Raw genomic sequence first — 22,239 nt, forward strand, 5'->3', positions numbered from 1 at the left:
ACAAATAAAGGATAAACCACATTATTTATTTATATAATTACAATAATCTAACTATCAAATTATTACATTGATCATATCAAGAAATAAAAAAATGCTTATACACATTATTTAAGTGTATAAGCATTTTATATTATTAGTAATTGACCGTTCTTATTGTGTCAATGCATATTTAAATTGGAAACCAAATGCTGTTGAAGTTCTTCTAAATGCATTTGATACTTTTGGATCGTTAATCGTTCTATCAAAATAGACTTGTAAATTGGCTCTATTGTTAAGAACATAGCTAATTGTTGGTCTTAATGCAAAATTCATATTACCTGCGGTAACTACATTTTCCTCATCAATTCTATATTGAGTTGTAACGTTATCTCTAATTGACATTGCTAATCTAAATGTAATATCATTTTTTAAAACTGTTGTACGTCCCTTAGACCTGAAAGGTAGCTTCATTCCTGCCTTAGTATATCCAATATCAAAAGTAAAATCATTATTTAATTGCTCTGTAACCTGTGCATTTGATAAATTTAATGATAACATTCTTGCTTTATTGTAATCAAATTTAATCTGTAAATCATTTACTAATTTGATATTAATACCAATCAACGGTCCAAAACGTTCTTCAATATTCACTTGATTAATTACATAAACTGGAACAATATTTCCATCTTCTACTCTAGCATCTGGTGCATTATTAATGTCTTTATCAGGACCAATTTCAGTCGCTCCATATAATAAAGATGAATTATAACTACCTACAGTATAATTGGATTGATAACCATGCGAAAGCGTGATGGACTTAAAAGTATCTTTTAAACCTTTTACTTTAGATAAACCAGTATATCTAATATCCCAATTTGGAATAGGTACAGAAGAAGGGAAGGCTGAAAGACCAACTCCAGTAGCCTCTTTACCAGTATAAGCAGCAATGAAAGCAGGAATTAGTACATCTTGATCGTTATCAATATATGCTCCTGTTGGATTTTCAGCATTTAATCTATTCTTAACTACTTCTCTGTTTTCTACAAATTGGTTAAACGTTTCTGATTGATTATTTGCATCTGGCTTACTAAATGACGTCGGTAAAGAGAAGAAACTAATACCAAATGTACCCGTTCTCTGTGGAGATAATGATTCATAATTATTACTAGAACCTTTAAATCTAAATACCTCACTATATGCTTCAGTTTTTGTTGAAGTACTTGATAGAGCAATTTTTAAATCTTTAATCGGCTCTAAATTCATTCTAATTCTATATTCTTCTCTTTTTTGTTGTACAAACTGAGAGTTGAGGTACTCACTCGGTGCTAACCATCCATTTTTTGCCGCTTTATATCTTATACTCGGATCTTGGCTACCTAAAATAAATGCTGCTCCTGGAGCATTAAAATCAGTATCAAACCCCATATATGTTGCTGTTGGCATATAACCAGGAAGAATTGTAGAGTTATTTTCTGAATAAGTAAAATCAATATCTTTTAGCATAGTTACTAAACGAATACCGGCATCACCTGCTTTCTCACCAAACTTCTTATTAGGTTCTCCCCTATCTTTTAATTCTGCGTTTACAGCTAATAACTCTTGTTCATTGGCTTTTATTTGTTCATCTAGTTTAGCCAATTGAGCATTCTTATTCGGATTTTCTTCTCCTAATTTCTCTGTTAATGCTTCAATTTCAACATTGTACATTGCAATTTTTTCTTCTAGAGCAGAATAGTCTTTCTCCTTAGCTTTATACTTTTCGATCTTGGCTCTTACTTTCGTTATTTTGCCCTCAATCTTTTCTTTTTCTTTATTGACTTTATCCTTTTCTGCTGATCTAAGTTCTGATTGCTCTGCTCTTAACTTCTTCAATTTATCTTTTAGCTTTACTTTTTGATATGCCAATCGAGTATTATCTTTCTTTCTCTTTCCACCTTTTCTAGACCTACTTCTTGATCTAGAACGTGAACTTGTTCCATTTTCTAAATGATTCACATAACCAATTTTCTTATAAATTGTACTGAAATCAAATTTAGAGTTAAAAGATATTTGTTGATTATTTTGAATAACATTACCTAAAGTATCTGAAATACCAAGTGTACCAGCAGTCCACGTAGTACCAGTTGTATATCGAGCATTAGCTCCAATAAAATCTAATGCAGGAATTTTATTAATAGGAATGTTATAAGTTCCTGAAATTTGTTGATCAAACACTTTCATACGACCCCAGTTAAGCAAATTAGCTGTGATAGAATCTCTTGCAACATCTGTATCAATGGCACCTTCAGGTTCGTCTACTAAAGCATTAGCACTTGCTGAGTAATCAAATTTTAAACTCTTCGCAAAGTTCCATCCTATATTGTACCCTCTATTAAATAGGAAACTCTTTTCATAAGTTGGTAATATTCCATTTGTTGTAAACTCACCTTGATCATCTAATGTTCTTAGTTGAGTATATCTATATTGACGGTTTAAATCTCCCCGTATAGAATACGAAGTTGGTAAAGGGTTTACATTAAAATCATTTACTAATGCCAACCATTCAGATGAACTTTCTGAATCTTTGAAAGGCTCCCATGCTTTTAATGGAGATTGATAAGTATATGCGGCACCTAATTTCCATTGCGTATAATCTTTAGCCTCTGTGTTTTTATCTCTCATATGCGAGTCTGAATAAGCACCACTCAAACTAATATTTTCAATATCCCAAGGAAAGCTCTTTGCTTCTGGGTTCATTTTCACCTTAGTCAGGTTTGAAATATTAATACTTCTAGATTCTTCTAAAAATCTTACTTGTTCTGCATAATAACTTCCCTCAGAGCTGCTTCCAAAAGAACCTTCAGAAATCGACAAAGGCACATCTGGATCTAATGGATCAAAATAAGGGTTAGATCCTTTCCTATCATAACTCATATAAACAGGAATAGAAAGACCAATTCTATTTAAAAAGATTTTCTCTAAGTTTACACTAGCAGAGACACCAAACTCAAGGTTATCTTCCATCTGTCTATCTCCAATTTTGTCTTGGATTCCACCAAAACCTACAGTACTATATCTTGTATTCGCTTTCACATTCATGAAATCAGCTAATGTTGCATCAACAGATGCGTTTGCTGCCCATGCAGAGAATGTGCTATATTCTGTAGCTCTTAACTCATTTGCCCATAAACAGAAATCGTAAGGCTGTACATCAGAGGTTTTTAAGTTACGTACACCAATCATGGCTGTTTGTACTGCACTTAAATCTGGATTACCAATAACTCTTACCCTATAATTTCGAATATTAGGCTGTACAAGGTTTTCTGGATACATTTTAGTCCTGTCTTTACCTTGTTTATTTCTTTCTGACTTTAATTTATAGAGCTCCTCTAAAGCAATATTAATTTCATTTTCTCTAGGCCATATTGCATCTGCATTTGTAGTATAGGCAGGGGTAATATACAGAGGCACTTCTATTTCATAGTAGTTATCAACTAAATCAGTACCAACTCTTAAGAATGCATGTAAGTCTTCATCTTTAGCCGTTTCAGATTGTGCATGTAACTCCATTCTTATACGCTTGTAATTAACAAGGTCTAAACTGAAATTTTTATAGATACCAATTCCATCATCATCTTTTAAATCATCTACACAAACTTGAATTGATTGTTCGTTAATTCTTCTTGTTACAGTTGATGTAGCATCATAATCTCTTTCAAAACCTGGAGGTAATACATATGGTATTTTTCCTGATTCGTCAGTAATACCATTTTGCTCAATATTTACAGATGATATATTGATTTTAGCAGTAGAAGCTGGTTTTGATTCGTCATCAATATAATTTTCAGCAAACTGTCTCCATTGTGCTCCAACCAATTGAAAATTTAACATACGCATCACTACAGGTTGTGCCCAATCTGTCATGAATAAACGAATGAATTTAACAGATTTAAAATTATCTATTGTACCAACTTTCGTATAATTTGAATCGTCTCTAATAGGGATTCTCACTTGGTACCAAGTCACTAATTCTCTAGTTTCTGGAGCTTCTGAAGTTACTTTATCTACAACAAATTTATTTTTTTCAATTTGACCTGGACGTAAATCCAATTCATATTCGAAATAAGCATTTAATTCATTTAAAGTATTATCACCATTTAAATCTTCATTGTTTGGATAACTAGAGTTTGATGAAGTATATGCAGCTCCACCTGAGTTTTCAGGTGAATTTCTTTCAGTACCATTAAAGCGCTTGTATCGGTCTAAGACCTTTAAATCTTCCGCATCTGCTTCTCCTCCTAAATAATATTGAAAATCATCACCGGATGGATCTCTTAAGATTGCATCCATTGCCTCTGGAGTTAATACCGATGGCAATCGATCAATAAAATGTGTTTTAAAGAAATTAACTTCTTCTTCACTTGTTAAACCATCATAACCAATATCTTGAGCATCTCTAGTTACAGCAGTATTAAAGACGTTATTTACAAATTGTGTTGTTGGAGCATACCCCCAAACTGATTGGTATAACAAGCTCTTATTTGTAGTCATACCATTCTCAAAGAAATGTCTACCATCAGGTACTACATCTTCTGATATACTTCCTAAGTCAATAAATACTTTACCACCAGTGGTATTATTTTGCCCTTCAATTACTGCATTTTTACCAGCAATAAATGGGTCCATCATCCAAAACTCTAAGTATTGAACATTAAGATTATCAAAATCAACATCTGTAGTAATTGCTTTTGTAATTGCCCCAAAATTCTTCTCAGGGTTCATCAATTTACCATCAGAATTTAAGTCTGTATTGTAATTATAAGGTCCTTTCTCTGCAGGATAATAGGCTAAATCAAAAGTAACTTCATTGGTATTGATTTGATTTGCCTGTCTATTTTTAAATACTTCATCATAAGGCACTAAACGAACATAATGATTTTGCATATCCTCGTCTGTAATATTTCCAGGTCTACTCGTGGAACCAGAAGTATAATAAAATACATTGTCAATATTATACCATGCCATTAAAGCTCTTCTATCGTTGTATTTTAATGAATCTTGTGATGTTGTAGGAGGGCTTGTAATTAGGCCTTGATCCTCTAAAATATAATTTGGCGTACTACCATGTGCCCATGAAATTGGGTTTAAACCTAAATCATAAGGAACTTCTGCACCTTCAAAATCATCTATATAACCGGTACCATCTGTACCAATAAGTTTGGGAGTTCCAGGAATTAATTGAGCAAATTCACCTTTAAATGAAAATGTTGATTTTTCTTTCGTATCTATACCTGGAATATTATCAACTAACTTTGTCAGGAAACGAGACTCCGTTGTGTAATCTAAAGTAAGACCCCACATTGTGTTATTAACAGGTTCACTTCCTACATTCACTCTAGAGATTAATGGTTTTTCTGAAAGGTGTAATAAAGTACCTGAAATAATAAAATCTTCAGAAATATGATATTCTAAATCTACCCCAGCTAATGTTTTTGTTTGGAAATTAAATAAATCTGCTCTTTCGTAAGTAATTCTAATGTCCTTACCAGAATTTAAAACCCCTTCATCTAATATTGTAACACGTCCAAACTGATAATCAACAGTAAATTGCGCACCTTCTGTAAGTGTTACTCCTCCTGCTGTAATAACTACCGAATTTTCTGCAATATTAATTCCTGGTAATAAGATCTCATTTGCAGAACCACCTTTATAACTACCTAATAAGAAATATTTATTTTGTTTTGTATTTAATAAGGCGTCTGCTTGCGTTTTTCCATATAAGTCTTCAAAAACATATTTAGTTGCTAAAGTTGCTTCTGAAGGCTCAAATTTATCTTCAAGAGTTTGTCCAAAAGGTTCTAAAACAGGGAATATAATTCTGCCATTTTTAGAATCTACTGTTACTCCTTCTATATAATCAAAATTACCATCTTTCTGAAGTTCAAGATTCATGTTTAAACGATCAAGACCTGTAACTTCTACTAATGGTACGTTGGCTAAATTTTGTCCTTCTTGTATACTTGGATTATCTACACCAGTATTATCATCTCTATAAATAATACGTAATTGAAAGTCTTCTTTTTGGATGGAATTTGCTTGTAAAGAATAAATATTCTTCATTAATAAATCCCACATTGGTAGTGATGTATTAATTGTTGAAGGGCTCAACATTTTCATAAACATCACTTCATCTTGAGACAGGTTGGGTAAATCCTCGTTTAATTCACCTACTTTGTAAGACAGTCCGTTAAAAGTATATTCAAATGCGATTGCTAAGATTTCATCATTTCGGATTGGTGTATTTAACGATACATAACCTAGCTGCTGATTGTATGTGAATTCTGAATCACTCAACTCCCTAGCACTTCTAAGTATCTCAAAATCAGAACCATTTTCCATATTTAGTGGTGATCCTTCTAGTTCACCTTTTATAGCATCAGAATTTCTATTTAGATTTTTAACTTGAGCATATAATGTGTTGGCATCATTAGATGCAGCTGGATTGGTGCTACTTGATATCCAAGCAGGGTTGTAAGGCTTTGCTTCTCCAAGGTCCATTAGACCAACTAGATTTCTTTGTGTTTGTGTATCGTTACTTCTATTTGTTACATACACTTTCATTCTGGTTACTACTACTCCAGAAATAACGTTAGGTGTTGCTTTTAATGCTTCTTCGTATTTATCCCTAAAGAAATGACCTATAAAGAAATGTCTGTTATTGTCGTAAGTATCTGCTCTAAATTGGAATTCTCTATTTTGTCCACCGTTTTTAATAACAATAGTTTCTTGAGAACCACGCTGGCTACTAAAAACACTTGACACATATAAATTTCCGAAGCGAAGTTTAGTATACACGCCAAATAGATTTTGAGCGCCTGTAATTAATGAGTTTCTCACATTAAAACTCACATTACCCACTTGAATATCTTGAATTATGTCGTAATCATAAGCTGTATAGCTCATGTTATATTGTTGGTCGAACTGAAAAGTACTTTTTGTATCAAAATTGGCAGACATTTCTAATTTGTCTCCAATTTTACCTACCATTCCAAGTCCTACTTGTTGATCAAAATTAAAACCTCCATTTCTTTGTTGTGTAACAGGTACTTGGGGATTATCAACACGTTGAAATAATAGTCCAAAATCTAACATTGCACTACCGTTCAATTGAAAATCAAGCGTACTCCCTCCAAACAAGAAATCTGCTACTCTACCTAATTCGATTTCAGGAATTAATCTTCCTCCATCTTTACCTGGTAAAGCATCTCGTCCATCTTGTTGAATTGATAAATTATCATAATACCCAGACATTTGTTTTTTAAACAAATAATCTCGGTACGCATCATATGGTATATATGATGGTTCACGATAATCAACGTCTCCATTTAGCGTTTCTTTTATATCATAGGCACTACCCGCAGAGTCAATATTAATATCAACATTAACATCTGGAGTTTTACCTAATAAAGGTGATTTCCGCTGAGGAGAAGACACAGGGTCTCCAATTCTATCCTTTTCGTAAGGCTTAGAAGGAACAAATTTCGTTGTATCCTGTTCTTCAGTATTTATTTCTTGAGGTTTCTCTTGCTGAAAAACATCAAGAACTGCACTTTTATGAGTACTACCCATTACCACAGAAGCCTGCAGAATGAAGAGTAAGTTAGTTAGTACAGCGGCAATAGTTGCTATATTTAAGCGAAACAAAGTGAAGTCAGTATAATGAATGATAGATCAAATGCACAAAATGTGCTTAAAAAGTACTGGTTCTTCCCATAGGCTAATTTTGCTTTAAAGCTAGTTTTATTAATTTTTCAACAGTTAAATCATTACCATGTTTCTTAGTAATTAATTTAATTGATTTCTGTGCGCCTGCTCTTGTAAATCCTAATGCAACTAAAGCATCCATAGCTTCTTCTGTAACTGCACTATCTTGAGCCATTGCCGGTGTTGCCGAATGTTGTAATTCTCCAGAGTACTGAAGTTTTGAAATTTTATCTTTCAATTCAATTACAACTCTTTGAGCCGTTTTTGCACCTACCCCTTTTACACTTTGGACAGTTTTTACATCTTCGTACATAATTGCTGAACATATTTCAGACGATGATAGTGAAGATAAAAAAGCCAATCCTGTAGAAGGACCAATTCCAGAAATGCTTATTAATAAAAGAAACAAGCTTCTATCGTTTTCAGATATAAATCCAAAAAGTTGTTGTACATCTTCTTTTACATATAAATATGTAAACAAGGTATACTCCTCTCCTTCATTAACACTACTGAAAGCACTCAGTGGCCAACGAATTTCATACCCTACACCTTGAACATCTAACACGCCAAAAGTGGGGGTTTTCTTCGTTAACTTACCTCTAATATAATAATACATATTTAAATTCTTTAATCAATCTCTTTGAAAGTTTTCAATTGTGCTTCCATTTCACGAACTAATTCTCTTTTTTTCATTCCAGGAGCATAAATAAAACCTTCTACATAATATAAATAGCTTCCAGTTTTGTCTGTAAAAGTATAACTAACAAAAGGTCCACCCATAGAAATATTGTTCGTTTTCCATAGCCCTCTTAACTCAATAGCTAAACGTCCATCAATTTTCACTTTTTGAACTTCAGGTCTCACTTTATCCTCTGTTACAACAAAAGATTCAGCGTTACTAGGGTCTCCGTACAAATACTGCTTTGCTATTTTATCTCTAAACTTTAATATCTCTTCTTCAGAGAATTGTTTCTGATCTGTATATGGTACTTTCACAATAAACACATTATTATCAAAACTTAGTTCTGGATGACGTAGCCATAAAAAGTTATCATCATTTTCTGCTACTTTATACCCATCTAATAAATGCATGCTCACCTTTAATTCTCTTCTTAAAAAAGAATCTGTTGATTTGCTATATTCTTTCTTCAATCTTTTTTGAAGATTAATTGTCTCTAAATCATTAAAAGGCTCACTTAAAGCATATTGATTTTCTGGTTTTGATAAAATCTCTTTTAATTCCGCTTCTGTATTTGCAAATAAAAGCACTACTGTTTGTCCTTGCGCCCAAGCATCTGTTTTAACAAAAAAGAATTTATCAGATTTTTTTAAACTTTGGATAACACCATCACCAAAAAAAGATCTTAATACTGCAGCTTCACGTCCTTTTTGATCAAAAGTTGTCACAATTAATACATTACGTGCTTGACGTAATATACTGTTAAAACCTGAAGGTCTAACCTGTGTTACTGTAAATTGAGGTTCTTCTTGTGGCAAAACACCTCTAGTTCTTCCTAATACAGTTCTATATAATTCTCCTCCAACACTTTTATCTGGTAACCATTGAGCAGAATCTATAACTAAAACCATCTCTCCTGCTTTACCTTTAGCTGAAGGCAAATAAGACTTTTGAAAATCACTATCCGCACCTTCATTATTAGAACATGAGCTTATAAAGGTTAGGGCAAACACTCCCAAAAGGAGCAATAGACTTGATGTTATTTTTTTCATATTATGGTATAGTTTATCAAAGTTTATAATGATGATTGAGCGTTTAAAAATTCCAGACTTCGAATCTCTGCATAAGTAAATTGTGAATTTACAATGCAAAAACCAACATGTCCGCCATTTTTCGGCATCTCTAGATAGATATTATCACACGTTTTAACAAATTCTATTGGATAGCTTTTTTCTGTAAGAAATGGATCATTCTTAGCATTTAAGATCAGAACTGGTTTTTCTATCTTATCCATTCTTCTTTCTACACTAGCATTATAATAGAAATCATGAGCATTTTTAAACCCGTGTAATGGAGCTGTGTAATTTTCATCAAAGCCTCTAAGTGATTTAATTTGTTCGTTTAATAGAGGCGATGCATCTAATTCGGGTATATATTTACTTTTTGCAATAACTTTCTTTTTCAGCTTCTTAAAGAATTTTTGATTATAAAAACTTTTAGATTTCTTTTCTAATTCATCACTACTAGAAATTAAATCAATTGGTGTTGATACGGCTACTGCTCCAATTATCTTTTGAGTTGGAAATTTTTTGGTTCCTAATGCATTCATTGAGATAGCCCCACCCATACTAAATCCAACTAAAGCTATTTCTTGATACCCTCTTTCTATTGCTTTATCAACAACTAATTTAAAGTCTTCAACATCCCCGTGGTGGTAAAATCTAGGTAATTTATTTAGTTCACCACTACAAGATCTACAGTTCCAAGCAAGTGCGTCCCAATTATTATTATTAAATAATTTAGCTATGCCTTTACAATAATGACGGTCTGCTCCACCTTCTAAACCATGAGAGATTATTACAATTCTTTTATTATTCTGGCAAGACCAATCGAAGTCTAAAAAGTCTTTATCTGGTGTAGTAATTCTTTCTCTTTTATACTCAACATCATCAATATTTCTTTGTAATGATGGTAGAATAGTTTGCAGATGACCATTAAAATGCCAAAAAGGCGTTTTTAATTTTATTGATTTTAATAATGGCATTTAATCATTTACTACTGTTTGAAGACGAAACATTAGGGTTCTTTCGTCAGTATTTATTTTCAAGTAATGCAATTGATTACCTATATCAGAAAAGTCAATTTTTAAAGGTAAAGACATGATGTAACCTTTTGGGATCGTTCTTGGTAATTGAATAGTTTCTATTCTCAACCCTTTCATATCAAAAGATTCTATTATTAAAGCTTTTTCTCCAAGATTAGAAATATATAATGGTATTGTTCTAAGTTCATTTTCCCTGCCTTTTACCTTCAAGGAATACGCTGATAAAATCGGAATAGACTTCTGAGAATCTTTCCAATTAATTGCTACCTCTTCACTTATAGACACCTCTTTCTTAGTATTCGCAATCTCTCCTTCTAAAGTAACAGTGTATTGTGGTATTTTAGAGTCTGTTAGTACGATTATACTTCTGTAAAAAGGCGTTTCCCCTATTGTAGGCTTAAAGTTTACTGATAAGATAGCTTCTTCTCCTACTGCTAATGCGTTAGAAGAAAATTTAGCAGACGAACAACCACAGTCAGTACTTACTCTAAGTAACTTCAGTGTATCCGTACCAATATTTTTAATTGGAATTGATATTTTATATTCAATAGAAGCGTCAACTTTTCCTAGTTGTATGGCTTGTTGTGCAAATTTCAATACTCCATTTCCTGCAATAAGTGGAGAAGTAAGAAAAGTAAAATAAATAATGAATAAACAGTTAATAAAATATTTTTCTTTCGACACCTTTCTTTTTTCTTAAAATGCCACGTATAATTTTATTTACATCAGCATTATCATTGTACTTTTTGATTACACTTTTCATTTCTTCTGTAGAGTACTCTTCATTGATATCGATATAACCGAAACCTCTATAAATACCCCTTGCTATCTGAACAACGGCTTTTTCTTTTTCGTTTCTACCTTTATCAATAATAAACATATTTGGTACGCCGTAACTAAAACGCATTGCTGCAGTTTTTGCTCTTTCGTTATATTGTTCTGGAGTTTCTTCTCCAATACAAGCACCATTACATGTTTTTAATTGATATCTAAAACATGCCTTTGAACTATTATCGATACCACAAAGTTTCTGACAAAGAGCATTTTTATCTACCATTCTATCTAGAATCTTCTCAGCTTCTTTTCTTGAGAATGTTGTTGTTATCGGGTAATCTCCGTCTGCTAAAGGTGCTATTTTAAACGTATAATAGCCTTCATCATTAGTACTTTGATATATACCAAAATAAGTTTTTGTTCTTCTTTGTGCTCTATTGTACTTAGGAAGGTGTTTCTTGATTTCGTCTGACTCTTGTAATAACGCTACAAGTTCACTACCCGTTACTTCATAAGTTACATCTCTTACTTCATCAGCCATTTTAATAGCCCTTGGAGTTGTCTTATTAGAAAGATGTTGAAGTATTCTTTTTCTTATATTTTTACTTTTACCAATATAAATCAGGTCTTTATCTTCATTATAAAGATAATACACTCCTGTTTCTTCTGGTAAAGCATCTATTTGTTCTCTTGATAATTGATAATGCTTTTTACTACTGTAAACATCATAATCAGTCATTTCTTCAATTATTTCTTCTGCATTATCCTGCTTCAATAATAACTGAAATAGTTTTGCTGTTGCCTCAGTATCACCTATGGCTCTATGTCGCTTGTTATGCGGAATACCTATTTCATCACAAAGTTTACCTAAACTATATGATTTCATATCAGGAATTAACCTTCTTGACAATTCAACTGTGCAAATCGAATTACGTCTGTACTTAAATCCTAATTCAGCAAATTCATCTTTCACAAAATTATAGTCGAAGTCGGCGTTATGTGCCACAAAAACACATCCTTTTGTCACTTCCACGATATCTTTTGCAATCTCAAAGAATTTAGGTGCATTTTTAACCATAGAATTTCTTATTCCAGTTAAACCTGCAATAAAAGGTGGTATACCCATTTCCGGGTTCACAAAAGATTCGTATCGATTTACCTCAATACCATCTTCTAATACTATAATTGCAACCTCTATAATTTTTCCGCCTTGAGCTACCGAACCTCCTGTAGTTTCAAGATCTATAACAGCATACTTCATAAGGAGGCAAAGCTAATAAAAAAAGCATTCTTTTTAGGAATGCTTTTAGGTATTATTTTATTTTTTTTAATCTTAATTTGGTATAAACGGGAAAGTGATCTGAGACTTGTCCAAATTCTTCTAACACATCCCATTCAACAACCTCAAAATGAGCAGTAGAAAAGAAGATAAAATCCAATTGCTCAATTGCCTTATCTGTAGGGTACGTTAACGTAGATGCCTTTGCTAGATTTTCTTTTTTACACATTGCTCCAATTCTATCATCCTCATAAAATTTCAAAACACCTGCATTATCATACCTAGGATCACTATTAAAATCACCAACCATTACAACTGGCATTTTTTCAGAAATTCTCAAAAACCAATCTTTCAGAAATTCTATTTGTTTTACTCTTGTGTTGTGATCAAATGCTTCTGTATGAACATTAAAAAACATTACTTCTTGCTCTCCTACTTTAATTTTGATTCTTTCAGCCAACCGATCTAGATACATAGAAGAGTAATAATAAGGTTGACTTCTCACTCTTGATAATTCTACTCTTTCGTGCTCTTCAATTGGATAATTTGATAAAACAGCTTGACCACTTAACATCTTACCAAAATGTACTGTAGGAGGAAAATAAGGAAAAGGTACATATTTTTTATCCCAGTTTACAGACATTGCACCACTTCTAAAATCAAGTGCATTTCCGATTACATCAAATTGATCAACTTTATACGACCTACTTCCTCCAAAATCTATTTCTTGAAGAGCTAAGAGGTCTACTTTATATTTTTTAAAATGAGAGAGAACATCTGTCATATTCTTCTGATAAAACTCTTTTGTAGGTCTTACAGAAGTATTATTAGTCATACCAGATAGATATCCAATATTATAGGATATTATTGATAACGTAGAATCTGAAACAGCTTTTTGATCTATTCTAAAATTTCTTATTTGTGCATAGTCATTTTTGTCCCAATTTGGTGACTTTGCCCAGAAAAAGAACAGTACAATTAAGCCAATGATAATAAAGGTAGCTAACAGCACTTTTCGTATAATTTGTTTCATAATAATTTATAAAAAAGATACTCAATAATTATGGTTTTTCTTATCAAAAAAGGTTGATTGTTTATTTAATGCGAGTAATATCTCATTTTTTTTACTTAGAATATGCTTTTTACAAATAAAGAATTTATTTTACATCATTATATTTTTTAAATACTGAATACATCCTTTTTTTATAACGTGTGATGGCTACAAATAACAGTGTCCTCTTTGTTTGCTTAGGCAATATTTGTCGATCTCCATTGGCAGATGGTCTTATGATTCATGAAGTAAATAAAAGAGGAATTGCAGCTCAATTTAAAATCGATTCAGCAGGCACTTACGCAGGACATGCGGGAGAAAAAGCAGATAAAAGAATGCGAAAAACAGCAGCAAATCACGGCGTAGAACTAAAGTCAATTGCTCGTCAATTTATAGTTGATGATTTTGACAAGTTTGAGCATATCGTTGTAATGGATGATAGTAATTTAAACAACGTTTTAAATTTAACTAGAAATGATTCTGACAGAAATAAAGTAATTAAATTAAGGTCATTTGATAACCAAAAGAGTGGCAAAGATGTAGACGATCCATATTATGGTGGCATCGCTGGATTTGATAATTGCTACAATGTTGTTTCAGAAAGCATAGTGAATTTTTTAAACAAACTACTCGAACAAGATTAAGTACCCCCATTAATTAAATGAAAAAAATAGTACACATAACTTCAATAATACTTTTACTATTTATAATTACAGCATCCTTTGTGGAGGCCCAAAATCATAAAAAAAAGTTTATTGTTGTAATTGATCCTGGACATGGAGGCAAAGACCCAGGGAAACCAAGAGGGGTTGATAAACACAACCATGAAAAAGATCTTAACCTAATTATTGCACAACACCTAGGTAAACAGATACGAGATAATATGATTGATGTTCAAGTTTATTACACTAGAACATCTGATGTATACGTTACTTTAGACGATAGAGTAAAGTTTGCTGAAATTGCAGAGGCTGATTACTTTATTAGTGTACATAGTAATTCTAATCCAAACAAATGGATTATTGGTTCTAAAATTCATATTGACACAAATTCAGATTATGTTGGTAGGGCTTTAGCAAGTAATATCTTAGATACTATAGAACGTACTACCCCTTTAAAATCAAGAGGTATAATGAATAAGGAAGATAGAGGTTATAACTTATATGTACTTAAACATTCAACTATGCCATCTATTTTAATTGAATGTGGTTTTCTTTCTAATAAGTATGAAAGCCTATATTTAAATTCTAAAAAAGGGCAATCTGAAATTGCAGAAGCAATATACAAAGGGTTTAATTCTTTCCACCGTAGTATATATACACCTTCATCAATAGAGAAAGACGCTTACAGTATTCAGATTCTTGCTACAAACAAAAAAGTTTCGAATACAAACCCTCAGTTTAAGAAATTAGCCAATGTCGGGCTATCAATTCAAGAACATCATTTTATTAGAAATAATAAATCTGTTTATAAATATACTGTCGGGAGTGAAAATTCTTCTAATTCCGCTCAGCATTTAAAGAAACGAATTAGACTACTTGGGTTTAAAGATGCATTCGTTGTATCTATCAAGAAGTAGTAAATACTGACATAAATCAAATTATTTTAAGGAGAGATTGTAAAATCTCTCCTTTTTATTTGCACTTTACATTCAGAAAAAATATAATTGTACTTTAAACGTATAAAAAACAAAAAATGTCAAACTCAAATAACACATATACTCTATATGTTTTGATAGATCAGTTCTTTGATCCTTCTCAGTTATTGGCATTCTCATAATCTGCACACATCTTTCTTGGCCTTAAAATCGACTTTACATATAAAGTCATTTTTACTTACGCCCTATTAATTAATACTAATTATTTAGGAGCACACTCGCGTACACACTTACCACATACACATACCATATTTAACTACCAATTTACATGAATGATATTAAGGTTTTAACAGTTCGATCTGAAATTGCAGCAGGAACTAGAGGAGCAGGAATGGGCATAGATGCATTAATTGTAGCTAGCTTAGGGCAGCAATCTACTTTTTTTAATGAGAATACAATTCAAAATATTGACGATGTAAATAACATCCTTTTTAAAAACAACAATTTCCCTAATGCAAAACACATTGATGGGGTTTTAACTATGCTAAAAAGAGTAAGTAACAATACTTACGACACTCTTGCAAGTGGACAAACTCCTATTGTACTCGCTGGAGATCACTCCACAGCAGCAGGTACTATTTCTGGCATTAAACAAGCTTACCCAAACCAACGTCTTGGTGTAATATGGATAGATGCACATGCTGATTTCCACTCACCTTATACTACTCCTTCTGGAAATATGCATGGAATGCCTCTTTCTATGGTTACTTATGTTGATAATACTGAAGAAGGTGTAAACTCTCCTAGCTTAGAAACAGTTGAGTATTGGGAGGAAATAAAACAGGTAGGAACAAAAGAAGCGAAAGTTAGACCAGAAGATATTGTCTTTATTGGAGTTCGTGATACAGAAGGTCCTGAAGATGTCATTCTTGACAAATTTGGAATTAGAAATATTTCTGTTGATGAAGTCCGTAAAAACGGCCCTGAGGTTATGGCTAATGATGCATTAAATATCTTAAAAGAATGTGATATGATTTACATTTCTTTTGATGTAGACAGTATGGATCCTACTATTAGCAAAGGAACAGGGACACCCGTTGCTAATGGACTTACTGTTGAGGAAGCTCTAGCAATTAATAAAACTTTAGTTGTTGACGAAAAAGTTGTTTGTTGGGAAATGGTAGAGGTTAACCCTACTTTAGATCAAAATAATATTATGGCCAATAATGCTTTTAAAATCTTAAACGAGACAGTAAAGTCATTAAAAGGTAAATCTATTTCATTGGTTGGATAATAAATTTACGGCATTCAAAAAAGGCTTCCTTTCTAGAAAGGAAGCCTTTTTTGTATATGAATTTTTAATTATTTGTTACCGTCATATAATGTAGTTTCAGCAAATTTAAAATCCGATTCGTTTTGAGAGTTATCTTTAAATTTAATAAACACTCGTTTTAAACCAGGACCGGCTTCTAAACTCCAACTAAACTGCTCTGAATAAGGTCTCCAAATAGCTCCTACAAAAGATTGCTTATTTGAAACCATCATATAAGTTGCCTCTCTTGCTTTAGTTGTTACAGTGACTGTAGGCGAGTCAACGGCTGTTTTCCCTCCTTCAATCTTAACAAACTGAGGAATTGGAGGTGTAGTATCTAAAGTGATTGTACCTGTAGTAATCATAGATTCGTTTCCTGCTTCATCTCTAAATTTCACATAAACAAACTTCTCTCCATCACTACTATGCTTAATAATCCAATCTTTTGATGTAGAATACGGCTCCCAATCAACACGTTGCTTGAAGTACCTATCGTTCGTAACCTTCATTTCCTTAGCACCTTCAGCAAAAATTTCTAACTGAACTCTACCCGTTTTGTCATTCGTAAATTTCTCGCCATTGTTAACAATAAGTTTTTCGTTAACTGGTTCTTGTCTATCAAGGATAATACTTGATGAAACTGCTGATGTTACGTTTTCTGCATCATCTTTAAACTTAGCATAAACAGTTTTTTCGCCATCTTCTGCTGCATCTAAATAATGGTCATAAATATAGAATTTGAATTTCTGCCATTCAGCACCATCAAAACCTTTATTATTAGATATCATCATTTTTGTTGCTCCACGTGCACTCAATTTCAATCTTACACGAGCATCAAAATCTGTACAATATTTTTCACCTTGACCAATCAAAATACTACCTTCTCTTGGCGCATCTGTATCAACACCTACTGAAGCATATGACGGTCTTGAAATATTCCCCACTTCATCTTTAAAAATGACGTAAACAAATTTCACACCATCTCCAGAAGGGAATTTCCATTTTTTAGTAGTTGTATATTGTTCCCATTCTGCTCCTTTAAAATCAGATCTTGATGAAAGTCGCATAGTTGAAGCTCCTTTAGCGGCAATAGTTAAATTAACTTCTTCTAAGTTAACCAGCTTGTCTTTTGCTTCGTCAATTTCTACAGTACCTTCAACTGGAGGTGTTCTATCAAGCGTTACATTTACAGAATATGTATCCGTTACATTTCCTGCTTCATCCATAAATCTTGTATAAATTTCTTTCACACCATCTTGACCTGGGAGTCTCCAAGGAATATTATATTCTGAGTAACCAATCCATCTTATTTTTTCAAAATTTGGATGATTACTAATTTGCATTTTAACAGCATCTTCAGCATTTACTCTTAATAGAGCAATTGCATCTGGATGATTAACAACTCCTTCCTTATGATTTTTAACAATGATAGTACAATTAAAAGGAGGCTTAGTATCCAACATTATATTGTCAGAAACTGGATCAGAAACGTTTCCTGCCAAATCACTATATCTAGCAAAAACTGTTTTCACTCCATCATTACCTGCCAATTTCCATTTGCGTACTACTTTATAAGGCTCCCACTTTGCATCCATAAATGTAGGATCATTACTAATCTGCATAAAATCTGCTTTCCTTGCAAATAGTTTAAGTGTTGCAAAATGTTCTTTATCAATTGAAAATTCTTTATTATTATCAATTGTAACTTTACCTCCAACAGGTGCTTCAGTATCAATTACAACGCGATCAAAAGCTACTTCTGAAATATTTTTAGCTCTATCCATAAACTTAATGTAGACTGTTCGCACACCATCTTGCCCGGCGTTTAACTCCCATTTAGTTACAGATTCTTTATAAACCATCCATCTCGCTCCAAAAAATGTTTGCTGATTAGCAATCATCATAAAACGAGCATCATCAGCGTTAACCTTAAGATCAACAATACGCTTATCATCTTTTAATAACTTAACATTATTTGCTGTATCCTGTACAATTCCTTCTGCCACAATATCTAATTTAGGATTTTGTGGAGGAGTTGCATCTAACATCACAAATGATGTAAAAACCTCTGATTCGTTCTTCGCTCTATCTCTAAACTTTACATAAACTGTTTTTTTACCATCTCCAATTGGAAAGTTCCAAACTGGAAGAACTGGTGAATAAGGAATCCAATCAGCATCACTAAAATTTTCATTATTAGAAACTTTCATTTCTGTTGCTCCTTGAATAATTAATTGCAGTTTATGACGTGCATGATTATCAATAAATTTACGTCCATCATCAATAATAATTCTCCCAAATCTTGGAGGAACTCTATCTACAATAGCCCTTGCAGATACAATTGAAGAGTAGTTACCTACTTCATCTCTAAATCTAGCATAAATTACTTTTTCGCCATCACCTCTAGATAAAGTCCAGGGCACTTCTTCAGCATAATCTATCCAGCCATCACCACCTCTAATTTGAATATGAGACGCTCCTTCTGCATAGAAGTGTAAAGTAACAACAGAGTCTTTTAAATACTTTTCTCCATTATTAATTTTCATTTTCCCCGCAGATGGCGGAGTAATATCTATAGTAATTGTTGAGCTTATAATTTCAGATTCATTTCCTGCAGCATCTTTAAACTGAGCAAATATCTCTTTCGTACCGTCTAAACCAATTAATTTATATTTATCTATTTTTTGATTATAAGGAATCCATTCTTTACCATAAAAATCTGGACGGTTAGCAATTCTCATGTACTGTGCTTCATCAGCTGACAAGAAAAGAGTGACCATTCTAGATTTATTATTTGTAAATGGCAATCCCCCATTTATCAATAATTCAGGGTTTTGAGGAGGAGTTCTATCCAGTTCAATCATAATTGACGAAACTTCTGAAACATTTCCTGAAGTTTCATCTTTAAAAACAGCGTAAATTGTTTTCAAACCATCACCTTCACCTCTTCTGATGATAGGATAATTTGATTTTTCCCAATTCACACGTTCCCAAACTACACCTCTAAAACTTTCATCCCTACTGACCTTCATATGTGTCACATCGGATGAATATTTTATTTTTAATTGTACTCTACCCTCAGGGTTATTGGTTACCTCTAATCCTCCTTCAACTGATATTGAGCCTGATACAACAGATTGCGACCACCCAAATTGGGCGAAAAATAAAAGAAGAAAACTAAGTAAAAAAATCTTCATAGAAGTTCTATTAAGCATTTATATGCTAAGCTAAATATATCGATAGCACTATTTATATATACTTTAACGACTATATTTAAGTAATATTGAGTCATTGGTATTAGATTAATCAAATTACATACCAAGTATAAAAATCGACCTCTCTTTTTGTCATTTGATATTTATTAATTAGAAATCATATTTTGAAGTGTCATAAAAACAACAATATTTAAAAAATTAAATGTAATTTTAAGAGTAAAATCATTATTATCTAAAAAAGACGTTTTAACATGGCAAGACAACGCTTTGATGCACTTAAACTTGTAGAACTAAGGCAACCAATTACAATTAAAGCTCCTAGTCAAAAAGTATCAGATTATTTTGGGATTAATACATTTGGATTGGCAATTATGAAAGAACAGTTATCTTCTGATATTTATCGAAGATTACAGAATGCTATTCATAGAGGTGAGCAAATTGATGAGAATGTTGCTGATGCAGTAGCTACATCGCTTAAAGCGTGGGCTATATCTAAAGGAGTTACTCATTATACACATTGGTTTCAACCTTTAACAGGTTCTACAGCAGAAAAGCATGATGCCTTTTTTGAGCTTAATTCAGAAGGCATGGCCATTGAACGCTTTAAAGGTAGTGCACTTGTTCGTCAAGAACCAGATGCTTCTTCTTTCCCGAGTGGAGGTTTAAGGCAAACGTTTGAAGCAAGAGGCTATACTGCTTGGGACCCAACATCTCCTGCATTTATTATTGAAAGCGGTACTGGTAAAACATTATGTGTACCAACTGTATTTGTTTCTTATACTGGAGAATCTCTAGATAATAAAGCCCCTTTATTAAAAGCATTAGAACGTATTGATAAAGCTGCAACATCAGTTTGTCAGATTTTTGATAGAAGTATTGAAAAAGTACAAGCTTCTTTAGGCTGTGAACAAGAATTTTTCTTAATAGATAGAGCATTAGCAGATGCTCGTCCTGATATTTTACTTACAGGTAAAACGCTATTTGGTAGAATACCTCCAAAAGGTCAACAATTAGATGATCATTATTTTGGTTCAATTCCCTCTCGTGTAACTCGTTTTTTACAAGAGCTAGAAATTGAGGCTTACAAACTTGGTATTCCTGTAAAAACAAGACATAACGAGGTTGCTCCAAGTCAGTTTGAGGTTGCTCCTATTTTCGAAGAAGTAAACGTAGCAAATGATCATAATCAATTGCTAATGGACTTAATGAAAAAGGTATCTTCAAGACATAACTTCAGAATTCTCTTTCACGAGAAACCGTTTGAAGGAATGAATGGCAGTGGTAAGCACAATAACTGGTCATTAATTACAGATAAAGGAAAGAACCTTCTTCAACCAAGTACAAAAGCAAAAGAGAACCTTATCTTCATTACTTTTTTTATAAATATATTAAAAGCCGTTTACGATTATTCTGATCTTTTAAGAGCTTCTATTGCTTCTGAAAGTAATGATTACCGTTTGGGATCTAATGAGGCTCCTCCAAATATTATGTCTGCTTTTATTGGCACTCAATTATTTGATATTCTTACAGAATTAGAGAATAATGGAGATATTCAAGTAAAAAAAGGAGACAATATCTACATGAAACTTGGTATTAATAAAATACCACCTATTCTTTTAGATAATACTGATAGAAATCGAACGTCGCCATTTGCATTCACTGGGAACAAATTTGAATTTAGGGCTGTAGGTTCTAATGCAAACAGTGCAAGAGCAATGACTGTTTTAAATACAGCCGTTGCCAATCAATTAGAACTTTTCAAAAAAGAAGTTGATAAACTAATTGAACAAGATGAAAAGAAAGAAGTTGCAATAATTGATATACTAAGATCATATATTCCTTCTGTAAAGAAAGTTGTCTTTGAAGGCAATGGATATGGACCTGAATGGATAAAAGAAGCAAAGAGAAGAGGTTTATCTAACTTTACTGACACTCCTAGAGCTTTAGCAATATTAAAGAAACCAAGTACAGGTAGATTATTTAAGCGTATGCGTATTATGACGCAAGCAGAAGTTGATGCTCGCCATGAAATACGTTTAGAAAATTACACTATGAAGATGCAAATTGAATCTCGTGTAATGGCAGACCTTGCGTTAAATCATATTGCTCCAACTGCGTTGCGTTATCAATCTATTTTGATTGAAAATGTAAAAGGCATGAAGGACATTGGGTTGGGTGATGAAACGGAAGAAACAATGATCACCATTAAAAAGCTTGCAAAGCACCTCAATCAAGTTAAACGTTTAGCGAACGAGATGACGCAAGAACGTAAACGTATTAATACTATTGAGGATGTTGAAGAAAAAGCTATTGCTTATTGTGATGATATCAAAAAGAAATATTTTGAAGATTTAAGATGGCATGTAGATAAATTAGAAACAATGGTTGACGATGAAATGTGGCCATTGCCTAAATATAGAGAGTTGCTTTTCCTTCGTTAGGAATTGATGCTATCATTTAAATTACTTTTCAAAGTAAAAATAATAGGGTTGAATTTATTACAAAT

Annotated in this window: 12 protein-coding genes; 4 read left to right on the forward strand and 8 right to left on the reverse strand. The window is 32.6% G+C overall.

From position 1 onward, the window contains the following. Positions 1-150: 150 nt before the first annotated feature. The 7 genes from sov to EI427_RS09595 all read right to left on the reverse strand — a co-directional run bounded on the left by sov (position 151) and on the right by EI427_RS09595 (position 13,591). A complete protein-coding gene (sov, locus tag EI427_RS09565; RefSeq protein ID WP_126614018.1) occupies positions 151-7,662 on the reverse strand; it encodes a T9SS outer membrane translocon Sov/SprA in 7,512 nt (2,503 codons plus the stop codon). A 73-nt stretch (positions 7,663-7,735) separates the two neighbouring features. Then, the gene (gene ruvA, locus EI427_RS09570; protein WP_126614020.1) at positions 7,736-8,338 is read right to left on the reverse strand and encodes a Holliday junction branch migration protein RuvA; all 603 of its coding nucleotides are present in this window, start codon (positions 8,336-8,338) and stop codon (positions 7,736-7,738) included. An 11-nt stretch (positions 8,339-8,349) separates the two neighbouring features. Then, positions 8,350-9,453: a DUF4837 family protein gene (locus EI427_RS09575; RefSeq protein WP_126614022.1), complete on the reverse strand. Its 1,104-nt coding sequence runs from the start codon at positions 9,451-9,453 to the stop codon at positions 8,350-8,352. A gap of 23 nt (positions 9,454-9,476) precedes the next feature. Then, positions 9,477-10,445: a YheT family hydrolase gene (locus EI427_RS09580; protein ID WP_126614024.1), complete on the reverse strand. Its 969-nt coding sequence runs from the start codon at positions 10,443-10,445 to the stop codon at positions 9,477-9,479. After that, a complete protein-coding gene (locus EI427_RS09585; RefSeq protein WP_126614026.1) occupies positions 10,446-11,189 on the reverse strand; it encodes a DUF1573 domain-containing protein in 744 nt (247 codons plus the stop codon). Next, complete coding sequence (locus EI427_RS09590; RefSeq protein ID WP_126614028.1) at positions 11,164-12,540, reverse strand: exonuclease domain-containing protein; 1,377 nt, start codon at positions 12,538-12,540, stop codon at positions 11,164-11,166. The genes EI427_RS09585 and EI427_RS09590 overlap by 26 nt, the downstream gene beginning before the upstream one ends. A 52-nt stretch (positions 12,541-12,592) precedes the next feature. Continuing rightward, positions 12,593-13,591, reverse strand: coding sequence for an endonuclease/exonuclease/phosphatase family protein (locus EI427_RS09595; protein ID WP_126614030.1), 999 nt, complete (start codon positions 13,589-13,591; stop codon positions 12,593-12,595). A gap of 182 nt (positions 13,592-13,773) precedes the next feature. Here EI427_RS09595 and EI427_RS09600 point away from each other — a divergent pair, with 182 nt between their 5' ends. The 3 genes from EI427_RS09600 (at position 13,774) to rocF (ending at position 16,500) form a co-directional block, all read left to right on the forward strand. Next, entirely contained in the window at positions 13,774-14,253 is a 480-nt protein-coding gene (locus EI427_RS09600; RefSeq protein WP_126614032.1) for a low molecular weight protein-tyrosine-phosphatase, read from the forward strand. A gap of 17 nt (positions 14,254-14,270) precedes the next feature. After that, a complete protein-coding gene (locus tag EI427_RS09605; protein WP_126614034.1) occupies positions 14,271-15,188 on the forward strand; it encodes an N-acetylmuramoyl-L-alanine amidase family protein in 918 nt (305 codons plus the stop codon). Between the two features lie 346 nt (positions 15,189-15,534). Then, the gene (gene rocF / locus EI427_RS09610) at positions 15,535-16,500 is read left to right on the forward strand and encodes an arginase (RefSeq protein WP_126614036.1); all 966 of its coding nucleotides are present in this window, start codon (positions 15,535-15,537) and stop codon (positions 16,498-16,500) included. 68 nt (positions 16,501-16,568) lie between these two features. Here the strand turns inward: rocF and EI427_RS09615 are convergent, their stop codons facing one another. Continuing rightward, positions 16,569-19,715 (reverse strand): hypothetical protein, encoded by a 3,147-nt coding sequence (locus tag EI427_RS09615; protein WP_126614038.1) that lies wholly within the window; start codon positions 19,713-19,715, stop codon positions 16,569-16,571. Between the two features lie 269 nt (positions 19,716-19,984). Here EI427_RS09615 and EI427_RS09620 point away from each other — a divergent pair, with 269 nt between their 5' ends. Next, positions 19,985-22,174 (forward strand): glutamine synthetase III family protein, encoded by a 2,190-nt coding sequence (locus EI427_RS09620; RefSeq protein ID WP_126614040.1) that lies wholly within the window; start codon positions 19,985-19,987, stop codon positions 22,172-22,174. Positions 22,175-22,239: the final 65 nt, after the last annotated feature.

The sequence above is a fragment of the Flammeovirga pectinis genome (assembly GCF_003970675.1).
In the GTDB taxonomy this organism is placed as follows: domain Bacteria; phylum Bacteroidota; class Bacteroidia; order Cytophagales; family Flammeovirgaceae; genus Flammeovirga; species Flammeovirga pectinis.

Bases quoted from the DNA above. Each gene is read 5' to 3' on its own strand.
- EI427_RS09600 (WP_126614032.1), top strand. From the start codon at position 13,774: ATGGCTACAAATAACAGTGTCCTCTTTGTTTGCTTAGGCAATATTTGT.
- EI427_RS09575 (WP_126614022.1), bottom strand. From the start codon at position 9,453: ATGAAAAAAATAACATCAAGTCTATTGCTCCTTTTGGGAGTGTTTGCC.
- EI427_RS09615 (WP_126614038.1), bottom strand. From the start codon at position 19,715: ATGAAGATTTTTTTACTTAGTTTTCTTCTTTTATTTTTCGCCCAATTT.
- rocF (WP_126614036.1), top strand. From the start codon at position 15,535: ATGAATGATATTAAGGTTTTAACAGTTCGATCTGAAATTGCAGCAGGA.
- EI427_RS09595 (WP_126614030.1), bottom strand. From the start codon at position 13,591: ATGAAACAAATTATACGAAAAGTGCTGTTAGCTACCTTTATTATCATT.
- EI427_RS09620 (WP_126614040.1), top strand. From the start codon at position 19,985: ATGGCAAGACAACGCTTTGATGCACTTAAACTTGTAGAACTAAGGCAA.
- EI427_RS09590 (WP_126614028.1), bottom strand. From the start codon at position 12,540: ATGAAGTATGCTGTTATAGATCTTGAAACTACAGGAGGTTCGGTAGCT.
- EI427_RS09605 (WP_126614034.1), top strand. From the start codon at position 14,271: ATGAAAAAAATAGTACACATAACTTCAATAATACTTTTACTATTTATA.
- ruvA (WP_126614020.1), bottom strand. From the start codon at position 8,338: ATGTATTATTATATTAGAGGTAAGTTAACGAAGAAAACCCCCACTTTT.
- EI427_RS09580 (WP_126614024.1), bottom strand. From the start codon at position 10,445: ATGCCATTATTAAAATCAATAAAATTAAAAACGCCTTTTTGGCATTTT.